Genomic DNA, 24,344 nt, shown 5'->3' with positions numbered 1-24,344 from the left:
GTCCACGGGTGGCCCATCACCGGGCACGACACCGATCCGCCACGCCACGTTTCGCCAGACGGCGCGCGGTTGCACCACCCGGCGCGCGCGACACTCCCGCGCCCCCGATGCCACGCAACCACCCGGGACGCCGGTTCGTCCGACACCACGACGGGGCCACAGCGTCCCGGCAGTCACTCCGCCGCCACCCGGCCCGTACCCCGGAGCCCTCCATCGACCCCACTCCCGCAACGACCGTCGCACCGGACGGTCACGGCCACGGTCACAACCCGGACCCCGACCCGGACCACGGCCGACGCCGCCGCCCGTTCGACAAGCCGCTGCTCTTCCTCGACGTCGACGGCGTGCTGAACCCGGTCTGCCCGCGCCCGGCGGCCGAGTTCACCACCCACCGGATCCACGGCAGCGCCGTGCTGGTGTCGGCGCGTCACGGCGGCTGGCTGCGCGAACTCTCCGCGGTGTACGAACTCGTCTGGGCCAGCACCTGGGAGGCGCAGGCCAATCTCTGCATAGCCCCACTGCTCGGCCTGCCCGCACTCCCGTTCGTCCCGGTCGGACGCCATCCCGCCGGGGACTGGGCGCCGATCGTCCGGCACGCCGCCGGACGGCCGTTCGCCTGGCTGGACGACCTGATCCCGGCTGCCGTGCAGGCCAGTTGTGCGGCCCGGGTCGACCGGCTGGTACTGCCGGTCGACCCGGGCCAGGGGCTGCGCCGCCCCCATGTGGACCGGCTGCTGCGCGAGCCGCCGGCACCGGTCAGCTTTCCTCAGCGAGGATGAGGTAGATCCGCTTCCTGGCGTCGGCGAGCACCGCGAGCGCCTTGGCCCGCTGCTCCGGAGTGCCGGTGACGACGACCTGGCGCAGCGCGTCCCGCACCGCGCCCTCGGCCTGGCCGAACTCGCGGAAGATCTGCCAGTGCTCGCCCTGCCCGGCCTCCTCCCAGGGGGCCTCGGGGCCGGCCTCGGCCTCGGTGCGACCCTCGTCGGTGAGCTTGAACAGCTTCTTGCCGCCGGTCTCCTCACCGGTGACGAGGCCCTCCTCCTCCAGCATCTGCAGGGTGGGGTAGACCGAGCCGGGGCTCGGCTTCCAGCTGCCGCCGGAGCGCTCCGCGATCTCGCGGATCATCTCGTAGCCGTGCATCGGACGGTCCTTGAGCAGCGCGAGCAGCGACGCGCGAACGTCCCCGCGCCGGGCCCGCCCGCCGTGCCGGCCGCCGCGTCCGCCGGGGCCGCCCCGGAACGGACCGAAGCCGGGCCCGAACGGCCCGCCGGGCCCGCCACGCCCGCCGCCGGGAAAGCCCGGCTGCGGCGGCCCGAACCCGCCGAACGCTTCGCGGAACTCCGCCCGCCCGCCCCGGCCGTGATGCCCGTGGTGGCCCTGACGGCCACGCTCTCCATGCCCACCCCGACCGGAACGGCCGGGCTGCGCGGGGTCAAAAGGTGTGTTGGTGTTGGCAAACATGATCTTACTCCTGTCATGAACAAGTACATCAGAACGACTGTCCCGATGGCTCAACGATATATCGGAAGCACTCATTAGGCAACCCCCTTCCCCACCCAGCGTCCGAGACCCTCAGACTGGTTGCACCGTCAAGGCCACCTCAGGGGGACGTCGTGGTCGGAGACGTATCGGAGTCTGTGCGCAGGCGAGCCCACTGCTGTCCGGCCCGACGGGGTGGTGACGGGTTCTGTGCGGCGCTGCTTGCCGAGTTCCCCGAAGCCGCGGATGGGGTGGACGAGTCGGCGCCGCGGTCAGCCGGTTTGGATGTCGGCGACGGCGGCCGAGGACGAACTTAGTTCATGCCAGGCTAGGATTCCCCCATGCCCTCCGATCAGCCCAGGCGTGGCCGAGCCGCCCGCCATGCGCAGCAGCCCTCCGACGCCGAGCCGACCACCCCGCAGAAGGCGCCGATCACGCTCGCCCGGATCACCGACGCCGCGCTGCACGTCGTCGCGACCGAGGGGTACGACTCGCTCACCGTCCGCAGGATCACGCACGTCCTGGGCACCGGGCCGTCCTCGCTGTACGCGCACATCGTCAACAAGGACGACATCGACGACCTGCTGATCGGGCGGCTCTGCTCCCGGATCGTGCTGCCCGAGCCCGATCCGGCGGCCTGGCAGGCCCAGGTCCGCGACGTGTGCGCCCAACTGCGCGACCAGTTCCTCGCGTACCCGGGCGTCTCCCGGGCCGCGCTCGCGATGGTCCCCACCAATCTGGAGACCCTCCGGGTAAACGAGGGCCTGCTCGCCATCCTGCTCGCCGGGGGCGTCGCACCGCAGACGGCGGCGTGGGCGATCGACAGCCTCTCCCTCTACGTCAGCGCCTACGCCCTGGAGCGCTCGCTGCTCGCGCAGCGGCAGAAGCACCGGGACCACGAGTGGCTGCTCAGCCGGGACGAGCTGGTCAGCAGGTTCGAAGCGCTGCCCGCCGACCGGTTCCCGCAGATCAGGAGCCATGCGGTCGAACTGACCGCGGGCGCGGGGCACGACCGCTTCGACTTCGCCCTCGGCCTGGTCATCGACAACCTGATCCCCCGGCAGCAGCCCCGGGGGTGACAGCGAACGCCCATTGATTTCCCTGGTCAGTCCGCTAATGTGTGCGCCCATGTCCACCACCGCAGCCCACTGCTCGGAGCAGCCCCCGCTGGAGCTCCGTCCCGCCCGGTTCCGTCGCCTCGCTCCGCTGACCGCGCTCCTGGTGCTGGTGCAACTCTCCGCGGTGGCGCGATTGTTCGATCCCGCGGACACGTGGACGTTCGGCGCCGCCGTGGTGGCCTGCGCGGCGGACCTGCTGGCGCTGCTGCTGATCGCGGTCACCCAGTGGCGGCTGCGCTCCAAGGCCTGGCTGCTGCGGCTCGACCAGCACGGGGTGACCGTGCACGGGCACCGGACCGTGCCGTGGGCGGACCTCCTGCATGTGAAGTCGACCCTGCCGAGGAAGGGACGCCCGGTCGAGGTGGTGTTCCTGGCCAGGCCGGGAATCCTGCTGCCGCCGATGCCCTCCGGGCTCCCGCTGCCCTTCTCCCGCCCCGCGGCCCGCGCCGCCGCACTGACCAGGCGTTTCGGCAGTCCCCTTGTGCTGCTGCCGACCGCTCTGAGTGCATCCGCGCCGGAGATACTCGCGGTCGTCCAGCGCCTCAGCGATCTCCCGACGATCTGACCCGTCGGGCAGGAATTCAGGTAGGCAGGATCAGGCAGGCAGGCAGGCTCAGGTCGGCAGCCAGCTGACGTGCCCGGCCAGCAGCACATAGCCGACGAAGGCGACCGTGTCGATCAGCGTGTGCGCCAGCGCCAGCGGGGCGACCCGGCGCCAACGCCGGTAGAGCAGGCAGAAGATCAGCCCCATCGCCAGGTTGCCGACGAACCCGCCGACCCCCTGGTACAGGTGGTACGAACCGCGCAGCAGTGCGCTCGCCGCGACCGCCGCGGGCCAGGACCAGCCGAGCTGGTCCAGCCTGCGGAGCAGGTAGCCGACCACGATGACCTCCTCGACCACCGCGTTCTGCGCGGCCGAGAGGATCAGCACCGGGATCCGCCACCAGACGTCCGGCAGTGAGCTGGGCACCACGGTCAGGCTCACCCCGGCCGCGTGCGCGCCCAGGTAGAGGGCCAGACCGGTGCCGCCGATGCAGGCGGCGACCAGGAAGCCCTTGCCCAGGTCGTCCAGACGGCGGGTCAGGTCGAAGCCCAGCGCGCGCAGCGAGGAGTTCTCACGGAGCAGCAGGTGCCCCACCAGCACCACCGGCACCAACGCCGTGGCGATGCCGAACAGCTGCCAGCTCAAGTCGAGCCAGGGCCGTCCCGGCGCCAGCGAGCCGTTGAGCTGCGCGGTCTGGCTGCTCAGCTTGGCCGGCGCGGTGAGCGAGCCGATGAAGCTGATCACCGCGCTGACGCCGTTCGCCCCGAGCGACAGGGCGAGCACGATGACCAGTTCCCAGCCGAGCAGCCGCCGGGTGAGCCGCGCCGGGACGATCGACGGCGCGTCGGTGCTGCTGCTGGTAGTGCTGGCCACGGCGACATCTCCCACACGACGGACGATTCGGCCGATCATCGCACAGCCCCCTGTGCCCGGAGCCGTCCGACGCAGCACGTTCCTCACCCGCCTCCGAACCCGCCTCCGCCGACGGCGCTGGCGACGACACCGACGCCCGCGCCCCCGCTCACCGCACCGGCCACCTCACCGCACCGGCCAGGTGTGCACCGGCTGCCCCGACCGCATCAGCTCCAGGTAGCGCCGGGTCATCCCGTGCAGCGCCGCTCCCCGGTCGAGCCCGAGCCGGTCCCTGAGGTCGTGGAAGACCGCGCTCTGCCAGGCCGCCCCGTTGGTCCGCTGGACGCAGCGCTGCTCGATGATGCCCAGGTAGCGGTCCCGGTCGACCGCCTCGACCCCCCAGGCGTCGAGCCCGGCGCGGGCCAGCGGCAGCAGTTCGTCCAGGACCAGCTCCCGCACCGGCACCCGGGACACCCCGCCGCCGGCCCGCACGCCCGGCCCGCGCGCCCCGAAGCGCCCGGCCCTGGGCCACCACAGCTCGGCCTCGATGCCGTGCCGGGCCGCCAGGTGGAAGTTCTCCGCGGCCAGTTCGAACGGCAGCCGGGTCCAGACCGGGCGGACCTGGTCGGCCAGCGCCCGGACCAGGCCGTAGTAGAAGGCGGCATTGGCCAGGGTGTCGACCACAGTGGGCCCGGCCGGCAGCGCCCGGTTCTCCACCCGCAGGTGCGGCACCCCGTCCGCGACGTCGTAGACGGGGCGGTTCCAGCGGTAGACGGTGCCGTTGTGCAGCCGTAACTCGCGCAGCACCGGGGTGCCGCCGGCCGCCAGCACCTTCAGCGGGTCCTCGTCGTCGCAGATCGGCAGCAGCGAGGGGAAGTAGCGCAGGTTCTCCTCGAACAGGTCGGCGGCCGAGTCGACCCAGCGCTCGCCGAACCAGGTGATCGGCCGGACCCCCTGCGCCTTCAGCTCGGCCGGACGGGTGTCGCAGGCCTGCTCGAACAGCACCGGACGGGTCTCCCGCCACAGCTCGCGGCCGAACAGGAACGGCGAGTTGGCCCCGAGCGCGAGCTGCGGCCCGGTCAGCGCCTGCGCGGCGTTCCAGACCGAGCCGAAGCGGGCCGGGGTGACCTGGAGGTGCAGTTGCAGCGAGGTGCAGGCGGCCTCGGCGACGATGGAGACCGCGTCCACGGTGAGCCGTTCCACGCCCTCGATGTCGAGCGCCATGTCCTCCCCGCGGGCGGCCAGGATCCGGTCGTTGAGCAGCCGGTAGCGGTCGCCCTCGGAGATGTTGTCGAGGACCGCGTGCTCGCTGGTCAGCGTCGGCAGGATGCCGACGGTGACGATCCGCGCGCCGACCTCGGCCGCCTTGCGGTCGGCGTAGCGGAGGCCGGTGTCGATCTCCTCCCGCAGCTCCTCCAGGACCCGGCCGCCGAGCCGGTGCGGGGCGATGTTGACCTCGATGTTGAAGCGGCCCAGCTCGGTCTGGAAGTCACCGCTGGCGATGGAGTCCAGGACGGCGCCGTTGAGCATGGCCGGCTGCCCGTCCTCGTCGGCCAGGTTGAGCTCGATCTCCAGTCCCATCAGCGCTCTGGGCCGGTCGAACCTGCCCTCCGCCAGCATCAGCTCCAGGGCCTCCTGGCACTGCCGGAGCTTCCTGCGGTACAGCTGGCGGTCCGCCAGATCGGAGCCCCCCGCTTCGACCTTCTCCCCCATGTGCCACGTCCTCCTCGGTCGCCGGCGTCCCCTGCTTGCCCGTGCCCGTGCGTGGGCATCATGCCCAGTGAGCGAGATCGATAGCCTGCCGTCGCGGCATGTGCCAACTCCCCCTTGCGCATACGAACCTTCCCCGACCGTACTTGCGGTCACACACGGTGAGTAGTAGAAGAGTCACGGCGCGCATCCGTTCGTATAGACTCACCCTTACGAGTAGGAGTTGCATCCGGGCCACCCGGGCCATCCGCAAAGGGCCCCGACCCGCACCCTCCCGGCATACGTTCCACCGCACGCGAGCACCTCGGGCCTCCGCCGCTCGCCCCGGCGCCGGTTCCCTCGGCACGTTCCCGCACCGCCTGTCTCTGCCCCGAGAGGCGAACCCATATGTCGCTGTCGATGCCCCAGCCCCCCGCCGCCGCCCTGCGCGCCGTCATCGGCGCGCTCGACTCCCCGAGCGCCGTCCGCGCGGTCCGCACCGCGGCGATGCGGCGCAGGACCGGCGTGCTCATCCCCTCGCACCCGCTGCCGGTGCACCTGCTCGAACCGGTCCCGGCGCCGTCCGGCCCGGACGGGACCGTCGCCGCGCTGACCGCCGCGCCGCGGACCGGCTGGCGCTTCCTGATCCGGGACGACGAGGAGATCGTCGCCGCCGCGGACACCAGGGAGACCCCGGACGGGCCGGTCTTCTCGCACTTCGCCGAGGGCCCCTACCCGCTGGCGACGCTGCGGGCGCTGCACCAGGCCCAGGCGCACATCGCGGGGTCGCCCACCGTGTTCCTGCCGCGGCTGCTCTCGGTGCCCGGCCACTACATGACCGCGCTCTGGCTGCACCCGGTGCTGGACCGCTCCGGTGCCGCGGACCTGCTGATTCCGCTTGCGCCCGCGCCGCTCGGGGTGACCGCGCACCTCCCGTACGACGCGCAGCGGCTGCTGTCGTCGCTGTCGCTCGGCAGCGGGCAGTTGCTCACCGCGACGCACTGACCACCGCCCGACCGGCCCGCCGGAACGGCATCACCCGAAGTGACCATGCCGAGCATGGTCACTTCGGCATGCCCTGACCACAAGGTGGGGCCCGAACGGGTGGTCCGTGGAGGAGACTGGTGACGCATGTCACCAAATGGCTGCGGACGCGTCCCCGTCCGTCGACACTGGGAACCAGCGCGGGCGGCCTCTGCCTCTACCCGAGAAGCAGGCGGTTCACACCTCCGAGGCGGGCCGCGCGGTGACCAGCAACTCTGAATCGAGGGTACGAGACATGTGCCAGCACCGTCCTGACTGCCCGTCGGCCGACTCCACCGACCGTGAGGCAGCCGTCGTCGTGGCGAGCCACCCCGAACAGGGCTGGAGCCTGCTGTGCAACGGCGTCCTGCTGTTCGAGGACACCGGCGAGATCCTCCCCGACGGCCAGGTGATCGCCCCGCACCGCACCCTGGTGCCCGCCGCCTGAGCGCCTCCCCCCGTCAGGGCCCATGACAAGGGGCCGCCACCGAACGCTCCGGTGACGGCCCCTTCTTCTTGCGCCGATTGCCCTGCTGACTGCCGCTGTGCCGACGAGTCCTGTGCCGGGCCGCGGCTACCCCTCGTACGCGTCCAGCGGCGGGCAGGAGCAGACCAGGTTGCGGTCACCGAACGCGCCGTCGATCCGGCGCACCGGCGGCCAGTACTTCTCGGCCGGGTTGACCCCGGCCGGGAACACCGCCTCCTGGCGGCTGTACGGGTGCGCCCACTCCCCCGCCAGCAGCGCGGCGGTGTGCGGGGCGTTGCCCAGCGGGTTGTCCTCCAGCGGCCAGTCCCCCGCCGCGACCCGGTCGATCTCGCCGCGGATGGCGATCATCGCCTCGCAGAAGCGGTCGATCTCGCCCAGGTCCTCGCTCTCGGTGGGCTCGATCATCAGCGTGCCGGCCACCGGGAACGACATCGTCGGCGCGTGGAAGCCGTAGTCGATCAGGCGCTTGGCCACGTCGTCCACGCTGACGCCGGCCGACTTGGCCAGCGGACGCAGGTCGATGATGCACTCGTGCGCGACCAGCCCGGCCGGGCCGGTGTAGAGCACCGGGAAGTACGGCGCGAGCCGCTTGGCGATGTAGTTGGCGCTGAGCACCGCGACCTGGGTCGCCCGCTTCAGCCCCTCGCCGCCCATCAGCCGCACGTACGACCAGGAGATCGGCAGGATCGCGGCCGAGCCCCAGGGCGCGGCCGAGATCGGGCCGACCCCGGTGGCCGGTCCGGCCGACGGCTGCAGCGGGTGGTTCGGCAGGTACGGCGCGAGGTGCGCCCGCACCGCGACCGGGCCGACGCCGGGGCCGCCGCCGCCGTGCGGGATGCAGAAGGTCTTGTGCAGGTTCAGGTGCGAGACGTCGCCGCCGAACGTGCCCGGCTTGGCCAGGCCGACCATGGCGTTGAGGTTGGCGCCGTCCACGTAGACCTGGCCGCCGGCCTCGTGCACGGTGGCGCAGATGTCGGCGATGTTCTCCTCGAACACACCGTGCGTGGACGGGTAGGTGACCATCAGCACCGACAGCCGGTCCCGGTGCTGCTCGATCTTGGCGTGCAGGTCCGCGACGTCCACGTCCCCGTCGACCAGGGTCTTCACCACCACCACCCGCATCCCCGCCATCACCGCGCTGGCGGCGTTGGTGCCGTGCGCGGAGGAGGGGATCAGGCAGACGTCGCGCTGGGTGTCGCCGTTGGCGTGGTGGTAGGCGCGGACCGCGAGCAGCCCGGCCAGCTCGCCCTGGGAGCCGGCGTTGGGCTGCAGGCTGACCTTGTCGTAGCCGGTCAGCTCGGCCAGCCGGTCCTCCAGCTCGTGGATCAGGGTCAGGTAGCCGGCGGCCTGCCGCTCCGGCGCGAACGGGTGCACCTCGGCGAACTCCGGCCAGGTGACCGGCTCCATCTCAGTGGTCGCGTTGAGCTTCATGGTGCAGGAGCCCAGCGGGATCATGCCGCGGTCCAGCGCGTAGTCCTTGTCGGCCAGCTTGCGCAGGTAGCGCAGCATCCCGGTCTCGGAGCGGTGCGCGTGGAACACCGGGTGGCTCAGGTAGTCCTGGTCCCGCCGCAGCGCCTCCGGCAGCTGCTCGCCGACGGTCCCGGCCAGCGCGTCCGGGTCGGCGTCGGGCACGCCGAAGGCGGCCCAGACCGCGGCCAGGTCGGCCCGGGTGGTGGTCTCGTCGCAGGAGATCCCGACCAGGTCGGCGTCCACCTGGCGCAGGTTCACCCCGGCCAGCCGGGCCGCCTCGACCACCTCGGCGGCGCGTCCGGGCACCCGGGCGGTGACGGTGTCGAAGAACTCCGCGTGGACGGTCCCGACGCCGCCCGCGCGCAGGCCCTCGGCCAGCACCGCGGCGTAGCGGTGGGTACGGGCGGCGATCGCGCGCAGCCCGTCCGGGCCGTGGTAGACCGCGTACATCGAGGCCATCACCGCGAGCAGCACCTGCGCGGTGCAGATGTTGCTGGTGGCCTTCTCGCGGCGGATGTGCTGCTCGCGGGTCTGCAGCGCCAGCCGGTAGGCGCGGTTGCCGTCCGCGTCGACCGAGACGCCGACCAGGCGGCCGGGCAGGCTGCGGGCGTACTCGGCGCGGACCGCCATGTAGCCGGCGTGCGGCCCGCCGAAGCCCATCGGGACGCCGAAGCGCTGGGTGGTGCCGATCGCGATGTCCGCGCCGAGCGAGCCGGGGGAGGCGATCAGGGTCAGCGCCAGCAGGTCGGCGGCCACCGCGACGATCGCGCCGAGGCCGTGCGCCTGCGCGATCACCGGCGCGAGGTCGCGGACCGCGCCGGACGCGCCCGGGTACTGCAGCAGCACGCCGAAGACGCCGCGCTCGGCCAGCTCCGCCGGGATGCCCGCGCTGAGGTCGGCGACCACGGTCTCCACGCCCGCCGGGACGGCGCGGGTCCGGATCACCGCGACGGTCTGCGGCAGGGTGTCCGCGTCGATCACGAAGACGCCGCCCTTGACCTTGCCGACCCGGCGGGCCAGCGCGACCGCCTCGGCCGCGGCGGTGCCCTCGTCCAGCAGCGAGGCGCCGGAGGTGGGCAGCCCGGTGAGGTCGGCCACCACGGTCTGGAAGTTGATCAGCGCTTCGAGCCGCCCCTGCGAGATCTCCGGCTGGTACGGCGTGTACGCGGTGTACCAGGACGGGTTCTCCAGCACGTTGCGGAGGATCACCGGCGGGGTGAAGGTGCCGTGGTAGCCGAGTCCGATCATGGGGCGCAGCACCTGGTTGCGCCCGGCCAGCTCGCGCAGCTCGGCCAGCACCTCGGCCTCGGAGCGGGCGGCGGGCAGGTCCAGCGCCTCCAGGCTGCGGATCGCGGCCGGGACGGCGGCGGCGGTCAGCTCGTCCAGGCTGCTGTAGCCGACCTGGGCCAGCATCTTGGCCTGCGCGTCGGCGTCGGGCCCGATGTGCCGGTGCTCGAACAGCGACTGGTCGAAGGGGGAAGTCGGGGAGCTCATGGCGGGGAAGCCTCCTGGTCGGACCCGAGTGGCACAGTGGGTGTGCCGGGACGACCTCCCCCTCTGTCATGTGAACCTGAGAGCTTCACCGGCCGAGGCCGGTTTTCACCGTCGGTGAGCGGCCGTGCTGGACGGACCGCTGCTTTCCAGAGTTGACCTCGCGCGCACGGTACGGATGCCTGAGAGATTCCGGGGAGGAGTTGCTCCTTCGGCGCCGCGGCGGTGCACGGACTCTCCCGCGCGCGCTCGACCGGTCACCGCCAAGACTATCAGCGTGCCCCATGCCGAGCTCGAATGGCCCAGCGACACACCCGCACGGCAGCCCAGCGCTCGACAAATCGATCTTTGTGCCTTTTCGTATGAGTTGACCAGTATTGCCCTGAGTGGCTGCGCGCGTGCGCGATCGGACGGCGCGATCGGACAGGGCGCATCCCCGCCGTGAGGAGTGGACGAGCGTGCAGACCGATATCGACCCCAGGGACCTGATCGGCCACAAGGCCGTGGACCGCAACGGCGACAAGATCGGCACCGTCGACGAGGTGTACCTCGACGACGCCTCCGGCCGTCCCGAGTGGGCCGCGGTCCGCACCGGACTGTTCGGCCGCGACGCCTTCGTTCCACTGACCAGCAGCGAGTTCGTCAGCGACGAACTGCGCGTCCCCTACGACAAGTCCCAGGTGAAGGACTCCCCCGACTTCGGCGTGGGCCAGCACCTCTCACCCGAGCAGGAGCTGCAGCTCTACCGCTACTACGGCCTGGACGTGCCGGAGGGCAACGGCAAGTCCGGTGCGGGCGAGGCAGCGGCCAAGGGCTCCCCGGCCGCTGCCGCGCCGGGCAGCGCGGCTGCGGCGACCGGCACCGCGGGCGCCGCCGCCCCGGCCGCTGCCGCCGCCGCTGTCGCCGCGACCGCCTCGGGTACCGACGGACGCACCCCGATCGCCCCGCCCGCCCCGGCCAGGACCCAGCCCGCCGAGGCCGTCGGCCGCCCGGCCCCGGCCGCCGCGGACACCAGCCGCACCGCCGCCTTCATGGCGTCCCCGTCGTCGGCGCAGTCCGCCCCGGCCGAGCCGACCCCCTCGCTGGCCAAGGCCGCGCCGCGCCCCGACCCGCTGACCGACCCGCTCACGGATCCGCTCAGCGACCCGCTCCCCCGCGCCGCCGCGCAGAGCGCGGACACCGGCTCGACCGGGGAGTCGCTGGGCGACCTCTCCCGGACCGCGGTGCCGGAGCCGATCGAGTTCGTCTGCCGCGAGGAGCGGCTGGACGTCTCCACCGAGTGGCGCGTCCTCGGCCGTGCCCGGCTGCGCAAGTACGTCACGGCCGAGCAGGTGGAGCGCCGGGTGCCGGTGATCCGGGAGCGGATCAGGGTCGAGCGGGTCCCGGTCGGCGCGGAGGAGCGGGCCCAGCTGACCGAGCAGGAGATCGCCGAGAGCACCGAGGAGGTCACCCTGCACGAGCAGCGCGTCGTGGTCCGCAAGGCGATCGTCCCGGTGGAGCGGATCCGGCTGGTGACCGAGCGGGTCACCGAGGAGGAGATCGTCCGGGACGAGCTGCACCGGGAGCACATCCAGGTGCTGGACAACACCCGCCCGACCGGGCCGACCCCGGTGCCCGGCACCGGCCAGCCGACTGCGGCCGGGCAGTCGCCGCAGTCTCCGCAGTCGCAGCCGGGATCGTCGACCGGTTCCGCGCCGTCGGTTCCGTCCTCGACCCCGCCCGGCCGCCCGGACCTGCCCGGCCACGCCATCGGCGCCTGAGGCCCTGACTGAGGCCCTGCCGAACCCTCGTCCGATCCCGCCCGCGGGGCCGCGTGTGCGCTACGCGGCCCCGCGGGCGATCGTCGGCGGGTCCGCGGGCTCCAGCGCCGGGTCGTCCACCGCGAAGGTGCGGACCCGGCCCGGCTGCTCGGCCCACGGCAGCTCGAACCGGACGGTCACCCGCCCCACCCCGCTGCCCTGCACCCAGCCGGGGCCGTACTCGACGTGGGTGACGTCCTGACCGGGCATCCAACGCCGCCCGGCGACCCGACTGCTCCCGGGATGAAACCCCCGCGGCCCCGCGGGTCCGCCGTACGCGGCCTCGTCGTCCGCGGTGGCTACGCCGGTCACAGCGGCCATGACAGCCCCGGCATCCCCGATCACGGCGTCCCCGGTCACGGCAGCCCCGGCGTCGCCACTGCCCGCACCGCCGGGACGGCCCGTGCCTGAGCCGCGAACGTTTCCCGCGCCCGGCCCCGCCCCGGCCGACCCCGTGTCCGGTCCGCCGGTCACCGCCCGCCCGACCGCCTCCGCCTCGGCACCAGCGGCGCCCCCGAGCCGGGCACCCCCCACCGCATCCCGACCGCCCCCCGCCCCGCCGACCGTCTCCGCCCCAGCCGCACCGCCCCTCGCCGCCTCCGCGTCCCGCGCCTGCGCAGCCTCCGCCGCCGCGACCTCCGCCTCCAGCTCCGCGAAGCGTTCCTCCTCGGCCTCCCGCAAGGCCTGGGCCTGGGCAAACAGGTCCTCCTGGGTGAAGTCGGCGAGGCCGGACACGCCGACCCCCAGCAGCCGCACGCCCCCGGTCAGCTCCACCTGTTCCAGCAGCCGCCGGGCCATCGACGCGATCACCAGCGGGTCGTCGGTGGGCGCGGGCAGCGTCTCGGAGCGGGTCAGCGTGGAGAAGTCGAACCGGCGCACCTTGATCACCACGGTCCGGCCGGACCTCCCCGCCGCCCGCAGCCGCCGCACGCACCGTTCGGCGAGCCGGTCCAGCTCGGCCCTGATCCGCTCCCGGTCGGCGAGGTCCACCTCGAACGTGTCCTCCACCGAGACCGACTTGGCGTCCCGCTCGGCCACCACCGCGCGCTCGTCCACCCCCAGCGCCAGGGCGTGCACGCCGACCCCGTGCGCCCGTCCCAGCAGCCGGACCAGCTCGTCCTGCGAGGTGGCGGCGACCTCGGCGACCCGGGTGATGCCGAACCGGCGCAGCGTCTCCGCCGTCGCCGGGCCGACCCCGGGCAGCGCGCGCACCGGCAGCGGGTCCAGCACCTCGCGCTCCCGGCCCGGCTCGATCAGCACCAGGCCGTCCGGCTTGGCCTGCTCAGAGGCGATCTTGGCGAGGAACTTGGTGCCGGACAGGCCGACCGAGGCGGTCAGCCCGACCCCGGCCAGGATGTCGGCCCGCAGGTCCTCGGACAGCGCCCGCGCCAGCGCCGCGCCGCCCACCGGACCGCTCTCGCGCAGCAGTTCGCCGTAGGGGCCGGCCTCCAGGTCGACGAAGGCCTCGTCCAGGCTGAGCGGCTCGACCAGCGGGGACAGCTGCCGGAGCAGGCCCATCACGAACTCGCTGACCTGCCGGTAGAGCTCGAACCTGGGGATCAGGAAGGCCGCGTTGGGGCAGCGCCGCCGGGCCTGCGCCATCGGCATCGCCGAGTGCACCCCGAAGACCCGGGCCTCGTAGGAGGCGGTGGCGACCACGCCGCGCCCGCCCAGGCCGCCGACCACCACCGGCTTTCCGCGCAGGCTGGGCTTGGACGCCTGCTCCACCGAGGCGAAGAAGGCGTCCATGTCCAGGTGGAGGATCGACGGAAGCTCCCGCATGCCCCGATCATCGCGCACCGCACTGACAGTCGGCCTCAGCCGCGAGCACTCCGGACGGAGCCGTTCCGGTTCACTCGCCGACCAGGCCGTCCACCGACTCCCGGATCAGGTCGGCGTGGCCGATGTGCCGGGCGTACTCCTCGATCAGGTCGATCAGGATCCGCCGCAGGTTGGGGGACTCCCCGGCCGCGGTGCTGAACCGGCCCGGCTGCTCGGGCCCGCCACTGCTCAGCGCCTGCTCCAGCACCGCGCGGGAGCGGGCCACCGCGTCCTGCCAGAGCGCCATCAGCTGCTCCGGGCTGTCCTCGGCGGCCGTGCGCCACTCCCAGTCCGGGTCGGCGTCCCAGTCCACCGCGTCCCACGGGGCCTCCGGGGCCCGCGCCAGCAGCAGCCGGGAGAAGTGGGTGCCCTCGACCGCGGCCAGGTGCTTGAGCAGCCCGCCCAGGGTCACCGAGGAGACGCCGACAGTCGCGGTCAGCCCGGCCCGGTCCAGGCCGCCGCACTTCCAGGCCAGGGTCGCCCGCAGCCGCTCCAGCGAGCCCGTGAGGGCGGCGGCCTCGTCGCCGGCGAGCGGGGGTTCCGGCCTGCCGTGCTCATCCAGTTCGGTCATGGCCGGTGAGTCTAACGAGGCAGTCGCGCCAGGGTGTCCACCTTCGGACCGAGCAGCGAGGGGTCGGGCCGGAGGGCCGCCTGCAGCGCCGCCTCGCCCGCCGCCGGAAGCTCCCGCACCTCGCCGTAGTACCAGGTCGCGTCGTGCGGCTCGTCGACGGCAATGCCGTAGGAGTCGATCCCGGCCGCCTCGCACAGCGCGACCGCCCGGCGGATGTGGAAGCCCTGGCTGACCAGGATCGCCCGGTCCACCCCGAAGATCCGGTGCGCCCTGGCGCAGGAGTCCCAGGTGTCGAAGCCGGCGTAGTCGCGAACCACCCGGTCGGCCGGGACCCCGTGCTGGACCAGGTAGGTCCGCATCGCGTCCGGCTCGTCGTAGCCGACGTGCCCGTTGTCCCCGGTCACCAGCAGCGCCTTGACCTTCCCGGCCCGGTAGAGGGCGAGCCCGGCGTCCAGCCGGTGGGCCAGGTAGGGGGACGGCGTGCCGTTCACCAGCCCGGCGCCGAAGACCACCGCAACCGGGGCGCTCGGCGCGTCGGCCACGGTGCGCAGCCGACCGCCCTCGGCGACGTAGAGCCAGGCCGGGGGCAGCGACACCAGTACCGCCAAGACCACCAGCGCCTGGAAGGCCCGCCGCTGCCCGCGCCGGGTCCGCAGGGCCGCGGCCCACCGCCGACCCGGGCCACCGCCCGAACCGACCCACGCCCGCCCAAGCCCGCGCGGCCACGCCGCCATCCCGACCCCCAGCTGTCGTCCGCGCCCCGTTTCGGGGCTCTGACGACTGCGGACGCCGGTTCAGCCCGCGCGGTTGCGCCGACGTGCGAGTTCGTCGCCGGGATCGAAGCCGACCAGGGTCTCGCCGGTGTCGGCGCGCTCCCCGTGCAGCCGCCCGAGCGCTGTCTCCAGCTCGCGCCAGACCGCGCCCAGCGCGATGCCGAACACCCCCTGGCCGCCCTGCAGCAGTTCCACCAACTGGTCCGGCGAGGTGCACTGGTAGACCGAGGCGCCGTCGCTCATCAGGGTGATCCCGGACAGGTCCGGCTCGCCGCAGGCCCGCAGGTGGACCACGGCCGCCCGGATGCTCTGCAGCGAGACGCCCGCGTCCAGCAGCCGCTTGACCACCTTGAGCAGCAGCACGTCGATGAAGCCGTAGAGCCGCTGGGTGCCCGAGCCCTGCGCCGCCCGGACGGTCGGCTCGACCAACCCGGTCCTGGCCCAGTAGTCCAGCTGGCGGTAGGTGATCCCGGCCGCCGCACAGGCGGTGGGGCCGCGGTAGCCGATCAGCCCGTCGCCCTGCTCGGCTGCGCCGAGCGGCTCGGGGGTGATGGCCTCCTCGGGCGCCGCGCCGCCCTGGCCCGGAACCATCGGGACCTGACCGGGGGTCATCGGGGGGACGGCCTCCCAGCCGGGGCGGGCTGACCTGGCGGTCCGCCGCGCGCCGCGCGGCCCGGGGTGGAGCGGGCAGGAGCCACCTGCGGCCGTGCTGTCGCCGGTGCTGCTCACGCGGCCCTCCGTCCACTCGTCTCGCGGAAGCGTCACCGGAAGGCGCGGGGTGGCGCACTCCGGACGTCCACACCCGACGTTAGGCAGTTGCCAGAGGCGCGTCAACGATCGCCACGCTCGGCATGGCGGGTGATGTCAGTCCGACGAGTGGTTTAGCGTGCCCTGTCCCGGGGTACGGCGTCCCGAATGGGCGTTTCCCGGTCGCGGCCGGGGACCGGCCGGGCTACTGGTTGCTGCTGCCGAAGTCCTCCGGCGAGATCTGGTCCAGGAACTCCCGGAACCGCTCGACCTCGTCCTCCTGCTCGTCCGGGATGGCGATCCCGGCCTCGTCGAGCACCCCGTCGCTGCCGTAGATCGGCGCCCCGGTGCGCAGCGCCAGCGCTATGGCGTCGGACGGGCGCGCGCTCACCTCCACCCCGCTGGCGAAGACCAGTTCGGCGTAGAACACGCCCTCCCGCAGGTCGGTGATCCGCACCTCGGTGAGCTGCTGCCCGACCGCCTCCAGCACATTCCGGAAGAGGTCGTGCGTGAGCGGCCGGACCGGGGTCATGCCCTGCTGCGCGAAGGCGATCGCGGTGGCCTCCCCGGGGCCGATCCAGATGGGGAGGTAGCGGTCGCCGCCGACTTCGCGCAACAGCACGATCGGCTGGTTCGACGGCATCTCCACCCTGACACCCACGACGTCTAGCTCGTTCACACCCGCAACCCTAGGGCGCTGGGCCGGGATACTCCAGTTCTCCCGAGCCCGACCACCGCCGCGGCCCGCGTCTCAGGCCCCCGGACGGGCCCGCAACCCTGCCTGCACCAGCGCCGCGTGCAGCCGCACCGAGAGGCTCGCCAGCTCCCGCGCCAGTGCCGCCGCATGGGCCCGGGTCTGCGGGTTGCGGTGCCGCCGCAGCGGCGCGACCACCTGTTCCACCAGGCCCACCTCGCGGTCGGCGGCGGCCTTCACCGCGCGCAGGTGCCGCGGTTCGAGCCCGAACCGGCCCAACTCCGCGACCAGTCGGGCGACCTGCAGCATCTCCGGGTCGAATCCGCCGTCCGGGGTGGCCGCGACCAGCCCGTAGGACTCCCAGTCGGCCAACTGCTGCTCGGCCACCCCGGCCGCCGCCAGCAGCTCCGCCCGGCCCAGCCGCGGGCCCGGCACGAACGCCTCCGCGCCCACCGGCTCGACCTCGGCCGACGGGTCGGCCACCGCCGCGAGCTCGGTGCCGGGAAGCGCCGGCGGCGCCTCGCCCGCGTCCATGGCGTCCAGGTGCTCCCTGATCACCCGCAGCGGCAGGTAGTGGTCGCGCTGCATCCGCAGCACGTACGCCAGCCTGCCGACGTCGTCACGGCTGAACTTCCGGTAGCCGGACGGGGTCCGCCGCGGCTCGACCAGCCGCTCCGCCTCCAGGAAGCGGATCTTGGAGATGGTGACCTCGGGGAACTCGTCCCGCAGCTCCCCGAGTACCGCACCGATGCTCAGCAGTTGCCTGCCCGCGTCGGAACCGCCGTTGTCGCCCTGCACAGGTTCGCTCCTCCGTGGTGCGACGGACCCGAACCGCGGGCCCGCCGGTCAGTACCCCCTGCGGCTTTCGAAGAACACCAGCCGGTACTTGCCGATCTGGACCTCGTCGCCCGTGCTGAGCGGCACCTCGTCGATGCGCTCGCGGTTGACGTAGGTGCCGTTCAGGCTGCCGACGTCGGCGACGCCGAAGCCGGTGGGCGTGCGCCGGAACTCGACATGCCGCCGGGAGACCGTGATGTCGTCCAGGAAGATGTCGCTCTCCGGGTGCCGCCCGGCGGTGGTCAGCTCGGTGTCCAGCAGGAACCGGCTCCCCGAGTTGGGGCCGCGCCGGACCACCAGCAGGGCCGAGCCCGGCGGCAGCGCGTCCACGGCGGCCTGCGCCTCGGGCGAGATCGCCGGGGTGACCTGGGTGGCCACCTCCGGGTCGTACGCCTCAAGACCCGAGATCGAGATGGTCGACGTCTGCTCGGAGGGCCGCTCCGCCTGGCCGCGGGCGCGCAGCGGCGCACCGCAGTGCGAACAGAACCGGCTGGCCTCGGGATTGCTGCTTCCGCACCGGCTGCACACCGCCATGCCTGGGGCCTCCTGTCGCGGACCGCCTGCCTGAGCCTGCTGGATCGAGGGGTCGAACCCTCCACCTGAGGTTGAGAGTACTGCCTCGGGTGCTATCGGACCGGCACCGCCGGGCTGCGCGTGTCGCGGGTCCTCCCGGTACAGCGGGCGGTCCGCGGTCGCGAAGGTCTCGTTCTCGGCCGCCCCGCGCATGCCGGGCAGCTGCTGCCCCTGGACCGGAATCCCGGTCTGGGTCCAGGCTGCCTCCTCATCCGCCCTGCGGTGACGGGCTGTGGGTGCCTCGACGGCGCCCTGAGGGGACTTCCGACCGAACAGCTTCGAGAACAGACTCACGGACGATTCCCCTTGCGTGAAAACGAGCCTGCCCGGAGGCAGGGTGAAGCCATCATGGACGATAGTTGAGAACTGCGGTCGAACGGGCCGCCTGCGACCCGGCGGACACTCACGGCGGCGCCGAGTGAGCGTAGTCAGGGGTGCTCAACGGGAGCAAGGCCGTCACCGCCAGCGACTTCTGCTCGGACACCGTCGCCGAGGCGCGGGCCAGTTGGCCGACCGACTGGACCACCCCGCCCGGGATGCCCATCGCGGTGTCCAGGTCGTGCGCATTGCCGATCACGGTGAAGCGGTACGGCTGGGCGACATGGCTGCCGCTGACCGACACCGAGCCGGGCGAAGCGTCGGAGAACCAGGTGGCGGCGACCACCCGTACACCGTTGATCTCGACCGCCTCCGCCCCCGCCGCGCGCAACTCCTCCAGAGTGTTGAGCAGCATATCCGCCTGCACCTTGCCGCCGGGGTCCTTGATGGTCAACACCACCCCCGGGCCGGTCGCCGCCACCGTCCCGGCCAGCACGCCCAACTGCTGCTCCTTGGCCCGGGTCTGGATCTGCGCCTCCTCGGCCTGCTGCGAGCTGTTCTGCAGCGTGGCCAGGGACTGCTGCAACTGCTGGTGCTCGGTGTCGAGGCGCTGCTGCCGGGCGTCGACCTCGTCCAGCAGCCGGACCAGGTCCTCCTGCCGGGCGCCGCGCAGCTCGGTGGCCGAGTTGGTGGAGCGCACCTGGATCGCCAGGCCGAGGCCGAGCGAGAACAGCAGCAGCGCCACCACCAGCTGGGCCCGGGACAGCCGCGGCGGCCACAGCGCTTCGGCCAGCCGCCGACGGCCGCCCTGCGGCGCCTCGCCCGGCGTGCCGTCCGGCGTGTCCTCGTCCTGCCCCACCCGCTGCTCCCGCCGGTTCCGACCTGCGCCGATCATCCTGCCACCCGTCCGCCGCGGCCGGGGCACCGGGTGCGGGCCGCCGACCCGTCCGCCGCGCTACGCACGGAACACATGGCGGCGGATCGCGGCGGCGTTGGAGAAGATCCGGATGCCCAGCACCACCACCACGCCGGTGGACAGCTGGGAGCCGACCCCGAGCTGGTCGCCCAGGAACACGATCAGCGCGGCCACCACCACGTTGGACAGGAAGGAGACCACGAAGACCTTGTCGTCGAAGATCCCGTCCAGCATGGCCCGCAGCCCCCCGAACACCGCGTCCAACGCGGCCACGATGGCGATCGGCAGGTACGGCACCAGCTCGGTGGGAATCCCCGGCTGGACGAAGAGTCCGACGACGACCCCGACGACGAGGCCAAGTACGGCGATCACGGTGTTGCTCCTCCCCGGCCGGTCGGCACCGCGTACAGCAGGCTGCTCTGCGCGGCCGCCGGCAGGTCGACACGGTCTTCTGCGGTCATGCTGTAGCGGATTCCGTAGCTGATCTTGAGCTGGTTCAGGTAGATCCCGCCGCCCGCGTTCTGCTGGAACCCGCTGACCAGCGACTTCCCCCCGATCGCGAGCACGGTGTAGGGCAGCGTCAGCGGCTGGTTGTTGACGAGTATCGCGTCGCCCGCGGCCCGGACCGCGGACAGCGAGGTCAGCCGCTGCCCGTTGATCGCCACCCCCTCGGCGCCGGACTGCCAGAGCGCGTCGACCACCAGCTGGACGTCGCGGTCCCTGACCCGGCCGGTGTTGCCGAAGCCGGAGGCGGTGCGCGGATTGGCGCCGCCGCCGGTGTCCGGCGCGGTCGAGTCGTTCAGCACCACGCTCAGCCCCGGGCCCTGGGCCGGGGCGGCGCCGGTGACCAGCTCCAGCCGGTCCAACGTCGCCGTGTCGGGGGCGGCGGCCCGCTGCTCCAACTGCTTCGCCTGGGCCCGCAGCGCGTCCACGTCCCGCTGGGTCTGGTCGGCGTTGGCCTGGGCGGTGCCGACCCGGGAGACCAGCTCCTGCCGCTCCTGCGCGGCCACCGGAGCGGACGCCCTGACCTGTACCGCGCCGACGGTCAGCACCAGCGCGGGCAGCATCAGGCCGCCCGCCAGCGCGATCCTGCCGCGCAGCGACGACGGCATCCGGCTGGTGCCGTACGCGCCCCGACTGCGGGCCGCCTCGGCGTAGCCCTCGTCCAGGCTGTGCTCCATGACACTGGTCAGCAGCGACATCGACGCGTCGGGCCGCGCGTACCGCGCCGCCCGTTCCGCCGTATCGTCCTCACCCGTGCCCGACATGGGCCACATCGTCGCACGCCGCGCCGGGTTCACCGACGCAACTCGCGTCCCACCGGCCGATCCCGGCACCGGATCGTGACAAAACACCCCCGGTCCCGGACGATACCGCGACATCCGCGGCACCGCCCGGAACCGGGGCCGGTCCTTCGAGCCCGCAGGACCACTGCGCGCGGCCCACGCGTCGGCCGGACTACGCGTGGTCGGCTTACGGGCTGGTCGGCCTACGCGTGGTCGGTGGACTCGACCACCGCGCCCCACTCGTCCAGCAGTGCCTGGGTCGACGCGTCGTCAGGCCCCTCGGCCCAGAGGTGGGTCACCGCCTCGGCCGGGTCCGGGACCACCATGGTCCAGCGCCCGTCCGTCTCGACCACCCGCACGCCGTCGGTTGTGTCCACGTCCCGCGTCCCGGCCGCCTCCACCACCGAGCGCATCACCATGCCCTTGGCCGACCACGGGGTCGCCAGGTCCCGCCGGTGCACATGCGCCTTGGGGATCCGCGCGTCGATCTGGCTGAGCGTCAACTGGGTCCGCGCGACCAGGCCGACCAGCCGGACGAAGGCCGCCGCGCCGTCGAAGACCCCACTGAACTCGGGGATGATGTAGCGCCCGCGGCCGTCGCCGCCGAAGATCGTGCCCTCGGCCGAGGCGGCCCGGGTCAGGTCGTCCGGCGAGGTGGTGGTCCACAGCACCTGGGTCCCGTGGTACGCCGCCACCTGCTCGGCGATCCTGGTGGTGGTGACCGGCAGCGCGACCTTGCCGCTGCGGCCCTCGGCCGCGACCAGGTCGAGGAACACCAGCAGCGCCCGGTCGTCCTCGATCAGGTGCCCGCGCTCGTCGACGAAGGACACCCGCTCCCCCACCGGGTCGAACCGCACCCCGAAGGCGGCCCGCGACGAGGCGACCATCTCGCCCAGCCGGACCAGCCCGGCCCGCCGCTCCTCCGAGGTCTCGGTCGGCCGCGCCTCGTCCATGCCCTGGTTGACCGTCAGCGCCTCGATCCCGAGCCGGCCCAGGATGCTGGGCAGAACCAGGCCCGCGCTGCCGTGCGCGGCGTCGATGACCACCTTGAGGCCCGCCTCGGCCACCCCGCTGGTGTCGATCGCCTTGAGCACCGTCCCGGCATAGGAGTCGAACACGCTGCCGGGGTGGGTCAGGTCGCCGATCTCGCCGGGGAACGCCCTGCGGTACTCCTGCCGCCCGTAGACCCGGTCCAGCTTCCGCTGGCCGGCCTGGGACAGGTCCGCGCCGCGCTCGTCGAAGAACAGGATGTCCAGCGAGTCCGGCACCCCGGGCGTGGTCCGCAGCATGATCCCGCCCGCGCTGCCGCGCGCGGTCTGCTGCCGCGCCACCGGCATCGGCACGTTCTCCAGGTCGCGCACGTCGATCGCGCTGGCCTGCAGCGCCGAGATCATCGCCCGCTTGAGCGCACGCGCACCACGCGAGTGGTCACGGGCGATGGTGACCACCGCCCCCTTCTTCAGCGTGGTGGCGTACGCGCCGGCCAGCCGCACCGCCAGCTCGGGGGTGATCTCGACATTGATGATCCCGGACACGCCGCGCGCGCCGAACAGGTGCTCCTGGCCGCGGGACTCCCAGATGACCGAGGTGTTCACCACGGCCCCGGCCTCGATCGTCTTGAAGGGGTAGACGCGGACGTTGCCCGCGATCAGCGACTCCTCCTCGATCAGGCACTCGTCCCCGATCACCGCGCCGTCCTCGATCCGGGCGGCCCGCATCACGTCGGTGTTCTTCCCGACCACGCAGCCGCGCAGATTGGTCTGCGGCCCGATGTAGACGTTGTCGTGGACGATCGCGCGGTGCAGGAAGGCCCCGCGCTTCACCACCACGTTGCTGCCCAGCACGGTGTTCTCGCGCAGCTCCACGCCGGACTCGACCTTGGCGTAGTCCCCCACGTAGAGCGGGCCGCGGAGGACCGCCTCCGGGTCCACCTCCGCGCCCTCGGCGACCCAGACGCCCGGCGAGATCTCGAAGCCGTCGATGTCGACGTCGACCTTGCCCTCCAGGACGTCGGCCTGCGCCTTCATATAGCTCTCGTGCGTGCCCACGTCCTCCCAGTAGCCCTCGGCGACGAAGCCGTAGATCGGCTTGCCCTCCTTGAGCAGCTGCGGGAAGACGTCACCCGACCAGTCGACCGAGGTGTCCGCGGCGACATAGTCGAAGACCTCGGGCTCCATGACGTAGATGCCGGTGTTCACCGTGTCCGAGAAGACCTGGCCCCAGGTCGGCTTCTCCAGGAAGCGCTCGACCCGGCCGTCGTCGTCGACGATGGTGATCCCGAACTCCAGGGGATTGGGCACCCGGGTCAGGCACACCGTGACCAGTGCGCCCTTGGAGCGGTGGAACTCCATCAGCTCGGTCAGGTCGAAGTCGGTCAGCGCGTCACCTGAGATGACCAGGAACGAGTCGTCCTTGAGCGCGTCCTCTGCGTTCTTGACGCTTCCGGCGGTCCCGAGCGGGGTCTCCTCGTTCGCATAGGTGAGGCTCATGCCGAGTTCCTCCCCGTCCCCGAAGTAGTTCCGGACGAGCGATGCGAGGAACTGCACGGTCACAACGGTCTCGGTCAGCCCGTGGCGCTTCAACAGGCGAAGCACATGCTCCATGATCGGACGGTTCACGACCGGAAGCAGGGGCTTGGGCATACTCGAGGTCATCGGGCGCAGACGCGTGCCCTCGCCTCCGGCCATCACAACGGCCTTCATGTCGGGTGGTTCCTCCTTGTGGCCTTGGTGGACGTGACTCGTTCACATCCTCCGACGGACCCTCGGACGGGACACCCCGTGAGGCATCTGGGTCAGTCGGCCGCGGCACCCGCCCGGACCAGCCGTCGGGTCTGAACCGCATACAGGATCCCTGCCCACCAGTAGAGGGTTGTACCCCACCAAACGAACGCCCATCCGATGACGAATGCCACACTTCCGAGCCAGTCATCCCTCGTGGTGAGCAGAAGCAGCGGGAATGCGTACATCAGATTGAACGTGGCCGCCTTCCCGAGGAAATTCACCTCGGGCGGCCCGTACCCGTGCTTGCGGAGGATCGGCAGAAGCGAGGCGATGAAGACCTCGCGGCCCAGCAGCAGCACGGTGAGCCACCACGGCATGATCTGGCGCCAGGTCAACCCGACGATCGTGGACAGCACGAAAAGCCGGTCCGCGAGCGGGTCGAGCAACTGCCCGAGCCGGCTGATCTGGCCCCATTTACGGGCGAGCTTGCCGTCGAGGTAGTCGCTGACCCCGCTGGCCATGAGGATCAGAATGGCCCACCCGTCGTTGTGCGGGCCGCCGAACACCGGCCACAGCACCAGCCAGAGGAACACGGGTACACCGACGAGCCGAGCCATGCTCAGCACGTTGGGGATGGTGAGCACGCGGTCGGTCTGGACTCGCGTCTCCTGAACCTCCACCCGGGGGCCTCCTGAAACGAACGGACGAACGATGTGGACGGACGATGGACAACGGACGATGCCCATGCCGATGTACCGCGACTTTACCTTCTTACCCTTGACGGCCCTCGCCGGGTACGGCGGGTCGGCCTTCGCCGTTGGTGCGGTGTCGGGTCCGTCTCGCGCCTGCGGCGCACTGCAGCAACGACGCGGGAGCTGGGGCGGGGTTCGGGTTGGTGCCTGGCTGGCGGGTTGGCGAGTGAGTACTCACCAACCCGAACCATCCCGGGCCCTGCCTTGTTGTGGTTGCTGCTGTGCGCCGGAGGCGCGAGACGGCGCCGCACCCACGCAACGGTGAAGGCCGACCCCACCAACCCGTCTGTTTTGTGTCTGGAACGCAGGTAACCCCCCTGACACTAGGTCAGGGGGGTTACCTGTAATGGTTGTTCGGCGGCGTCCTACTCTCCCACAGGG

At 72.6% G+C, this 24,344-nt stretch carries 22 protein-coding genes and 2 riboswitches; of the genes, 6 read left to right on the top strand and 16 right to left on the bottom strand.

The window, feature by feature from the left end; all coding sequences use genetic code 11:
• Positions 1–107: 107 nt before the first annotated feature.
• Complete coding sequence (locus tag ACEZDE_RS30665; protein ID WP_380543274.1) at positions 108–779, top strand: HAD domain-containing protein; 672 nt, start codon at positions 108–110, stop codon at positions 777–779.
• On the opposite strand, the gene ACEZDE_RS30660 is transcribed toward ACEZDE_RS30665, so the two are convergent.
• A complete protein-coding gene (locus tag ACEZDE_RS30660) occupies positions 757–1,461 on the bottom strand; it encodes a PadR family transcriptional regulator (RefSeq protein WP_380543271.1) in 705 nt (234 codons plus the stop codon). The two genes, ACEZDE_RS30665 and ACEZDE_RS30660, sit on opposite strands and share 23 nt — an antisense overlap.
• Positions 1,462–1,820: 359 nt before the next feature.
• Between ACEZDE_RS30660 and ACEZDE_RS30655 the strand changes: the two genes are divergently transcribed.
• Positions 1,821–2,558 carry a TetR/AcrR family transcriptional regulator gene (locus tag ACEZDE_RS30655; RefSeq protein WP_380543268.1) on the top strand — a complete coding sequence of 246 codons (738 nt, stop codon included), beginning with the start codon at positions 1,821–1,823 and terminating at the stop codon, positions 2,556–2,558.
• Positions 2,559–2,607: 49 nt separating this feature from the next.
• The gene (locus tag ACEZDE_RS30650) at positions 2,608–3,162 is read left to right on the top strand and encodes a hypothetical protein (protein ID WP_380543265.1); all 555 of its coding nucleotides are present in this window, start codon (positions 2,608–2,610) and stop codon (positions 3,160–3,162) included.
• Between the two features lie 48 nt (positions 3,163–3,210).
• Here the strand turns inward: ACEZDE_RS30650 and ACEZDE_RS30645 are convergent, their stop codons facing one another.
• Positions 3,211–4,014, bottom strand: coding sequence for a CPBP family intramembrane glutamic endopeptidase (locus tag ACEZDE_RS30645; protein WP_380543263.1), 804 nt, complete (start codon positions 4,012–4,014; stop codon positions 3,211–3,213).
• Positions 4,015–4,179: 165 nt separating this feature from the next.
• Positions 4,180–5,706, bottom strand: coding sequence for a glutamate--cysteine ligase (locus tag ACEZDE_RS30640; RefSeq protein WP_380543260.1), 1,527 nt, complete (start codon positions 5,704–5,706; stop codon positions 4,180–4,182).
• A gap of 384 nt (positions 5,707–6,090) precedes the next feature.
• Between ACEZDE_RS30640 and ACEZDE_RS30635 the strand changes: the two genes are divergently transcribed.
• Together ACEZDE_RS30635 and ACEZDE_RS30630 are read left to right on the top strand one after the other, a co-directional pair.
• Positions 6,091–6,687, top strand: coding sequence for a hypothetical protein (locus ACEZDE_RS30635; protein ID WP_380543257.1), 597 nt, complete (start codon positions 6,091–6,093; stop codon positions 6,685–6,687).
• Between the two features lie 274 nt (positions 6,688–6,961).
• The gene (locus ACEZDE_RS30630) at positions 6,962–7,153 is read left to right on the top strand and encodes a DUF5999 family protein (protein WP_380543254.1); all 192 of its coding nucleotides are present in this window, start codon (positions 6,962–6,964) and stop codon (positions 7,151–7,153) included.
• A 126-nt stretch (positions 7,154–7,279) separates the two neighbouring features.
• On the opposite strand, the gene gcvP is transcribed toward ACEZDE_RS30630, so the two are convergent.
• Positions 7,280–10,156, bottom strand: coding sequence for an aminomethyl-transferring glycine dehydrogenase (gene gcvP / locus ACEZDE_RS30625; RefSeq protein WP_380543251.1), 2,877 nt, complete (start codon positions 10,154–10,156; stop codon positions 7,280–7,282).
• A 53-nt stretch (positions 10,157–10,209) separates the two neighbouring features.
• Positions 10,210–10,313: riboswitch (glycine riboswitch) on the bottom strand.
• Positions 10,314–10,405, bottom strand: a riboswitch (glycine riboswitch).
• A 206-nt stretch (positions 10,406–10,611) separates the two neighbouring features.
• Here gcvP and ACEZDE_RS30620 point away from each other — a divergent pair.
• Complete coding sequence (locus ACEZDE_RS30620) at positions 10,612–11,913, top strand: PRC and DUF2382 domain-containing protein (RefSeq protein ID WP_380543248.1); 1,302 nt, start codon at positions 10,612–10,614, stop codon at positions 11,911–11,913.
• Between the two features lie 60 nt (positions 11,914–11,973).
• Here the strand turns inward: ACEZDE_RS30620 and ACEZDE_RS30615 are convergent, their stop codons facing one another.
• The 12 genes from ACEZDE_RS30615 to ACEZDE_RS30560 form a co-directional block, all read right to left on the bottom strand.
• The gene (locus ACEZDE_RS30615) at positions 11,974–13,734 is read right to left on the bottom strand and encodes a DNA polymerase IV (protein ID WP_380543245.1); all 1,761 of its coding nucleotides are present in this window, start codon (positions 13,732–13,734) and stop codon (positions 11,974–11,976) included.
• A gap of 70 nt (positions 13,735–13,804) precedes the next feature.
• Complete coding sequence (locus ACEZDE_RS30610) at positions 13,805–14,344, bottom strand: mycothiol transferase (RefSeq protein WP_380543242.1); 540 nt, start codon at positions 14,342–14,344, stop codon at positions 13,805–13,807.
• An 11-nt stretch (positions 14,345–14,355) separates the two neighbouring features.
• Positions 14,356–14,961 (bottom strand): SanA/YdcF family protein, encoded by a 606-nt coding sequence (locus ACEZDE_RS30605; protein WP_380543444.1) that lies wholly within the window; start codon positions 14,959–14,961, stop codon positions 14,356–14,358.
• Between the two features lie 177 nt (positions 14,962–15,138).
• A complete protein-coding gene (locus tag ACEZDE_RS30600; protein WP_380543239.1) occupies positions 15,139–15,846 on the bottom strand; it encodes a MerR family transcriptional regulator in 708 nt (235 codons plus the stop codon).
• A 223-nt stretch (positions 15,847–16,069) separates the two neighbouring features.
• On the bottom strand, positions 16,070–16,543 hold the full coding sequence (locus ACEZDE_RS30595; protein WP_370149843.1) for a bifunctional nuclease family protein: 474 nt from the start codon (positions 16,541–16,543) through the stop codon (positions 16,070–16,072).
• A gap of 72 nt (positions 16,544–16,615) precedes the next feature.
• On the bottom strand, positions 16,616–17,356 hold the full coding sequence (ftsR, locus tag ACEZDE_RS30590; protein WP_380543236.1) for a transcriptional regulator FtsR: 741 nt from the start codon (positions 17,354–17,356) through the stop codon (positions 16,616–16,618).
• Between the two features lie 48 nt (positions 17,357–17,404).
• The gene (locus ACEZDE_RS30585; RefSeq protein ID WP_380543233.1) at positions 17,405–17,929 is read right to left on the bottom strand and encodes an FHA domain-containing protein; all 525 of its coding nucleotides are present in this window, start codon (positions 17,927–17,929) and stop codon (positions 17,405–17,407) included.
• A gap of 442 nt (positions 17,930–18,371) precedes the next feature.
• A complete protein-coding gene (locus tag ACEZDE_RS30580; RefSeq protein ID WP_380543230.1) occupies positions 18,372–19,145 on the bottom strand; it encodes a DUF881 domain-containing protein in 774 nt (257 codons plus the stop codon).
• Between the two features lie 96 nt (positions 19,146–19,241).
• A complete protein-coding gene (locus ACEZDE_RS30575) occupies positions 19,242–19,574 on the bottom strand; it encodes a small basic family protein (protein WP_380543227.1) in 333 nt (110 codons plus the stop codon).
• Positions 19,571–20,470, bottom strand: a complete 900-nt coding sequence (locus ACEZDE_RS30570) for a DUF881 domain-containing protein (RefSeq protein WP_380543224.1) — start codon at positions 20,468–20,470, stop codon at positions 19,571–19,573. Before ACEZDE_RS30570 ends, ACEZDE_RS30575 begins: the two co-directional genes overlap by 4 nt.
• Before the next feature lie 221 nt (positions 20,471–20,691).
• Positions 20,692–23,190 (bottom strand): sugar phosphate nucleotidyltransferase, encoded by a 2,499-nt coding sequence (locus ACEZDE_RS30565; RefSeq protein WP_380543221.1) that lies wholly within the window; start codon positions 23,188–23,190, stop codon positions 20,692–20,694.
• Positions 23,191–23,282: 92 nt separating this feature from the next.
• Entirely contained in the window at positions 23,283–23,891 is a 609-nt protein-coding gene (locus ACEZDE_RS30560; protein ID WP_380543218.1) for a CDP-alcohol phosphatidyltransferase family protein, read from the bottom strand.
• Between the last annotated feature and the right edge of the window lie 453 nt (positions 23,892–24,344).

It is taken from the genome of Streptacidiphilus cavernicola (assembly GCF_042510955.1).
Classification (GTDB): domain Bacteria; phylum Actinomycetota; class Actinomycetes; order Streptomycetales; family Streptomycetaceae; genus Streptacidiphilus; species Streptacidiphilus cavernicola.
This window is presented reverse-complemented; position numbering and strand designations above follow the sequence as displayed.

Bases quoted from the DNA above. Each gene is read 5' to 3' on its own strand.
- ACEZDE_RS30570 (WP_380543224.1), bottom strand. From the start codon at position 20,470: ATGTCGGGCACGGGTGAGGACGATACGGCGGAACGGGCGGCGCGGTAC.
- ACEZDE_RS30650 (WP_380543265.1), top strand. From the start codon at position 2,608: ATGTCCACCACCGCAGCCCACTGCTCGGAGCAGCCCCCGCTGGAGCTC.
- gcvP (WP_380543251.1), bottom strand. From the start codon at position 10,156: ATGAGCTCCCCGACTTCCCCCTTCGACCAGTCGCTGTTCGAGCACCGG.
- ACEZDE_RS30635 (WP_380543257.1), top strand. From the start codon at position 6,091: ATGTCGCTGTCGATGCCCCAGCCCCCCGCCGCCGCCCTGCGCGCCGTC.
- ACEZDE_RS30640 (WP_380543260.1), bottom strand. From the start codon at position 5,706: ATGGGGGAGAAGGTCGAAGCGGGGGGCTCCGATCTGGCGGACCGCCAG.
- ACEZDE_RS30615 (WP_380543245.1), bottom strand. From the start codon at position 13,734: ATGCGGGAGCTTCCGTCGATCCTCCACCTGGACATGGACGCCTTCTTC.
- ACEZDE_RS30630 (WP_380543254.1), top strand. From the start codon at position 6,962: ATGTGCCAGCACCGTCCTGACTGCCCGTCGGCCGACTCCACCGACCGT.
- ACEZDE_RS30565 (WP_380543221.1), bottom strand. From the start codon at position 23,190: ATGAAGGCCGTTGTGATGGCCGGAGGCGAGGGCACGCGTCTGCGCCCG.
- ACEZDE_RS30610 (WP_380543242.1), bottom strand. From the start codon at position 14,344: ATGACCGAACTGGATGAGCACGGCAGGCCGGAACCCCCGCTCGCCGGC.
- ACEZDE_RS30665 (WP_380543274.1), top strand. From the start codon at position 108: ATGCCACGCAACCACCCGGGACGCCGGTTCGTCCGACACCACGACGGG.
- ACEZDE_RS30660 (WP_380543271.1), bottom strand. From the start codon at position 1,461: ATGTTTGCCAACACCAACACACCTTTTGACCCCGCGCAGCCCGGCCGT.
- ACEZDE_RS30655 (WP_380543268.1), top strand. From the start codon at position 1,821: ATGCCCTCCGATCAGCCCAGGCGTGGCCGAGCCGCCCGCCATGCGCAG.
- ACEZDE_RS30585 (WP_380543233.1), bottom strand. From the start codon at position 17,929: ATGGCGGTGTGCAGCCGGTGCGGAAGCAGCAATCCCGAGGCCAGCCGG.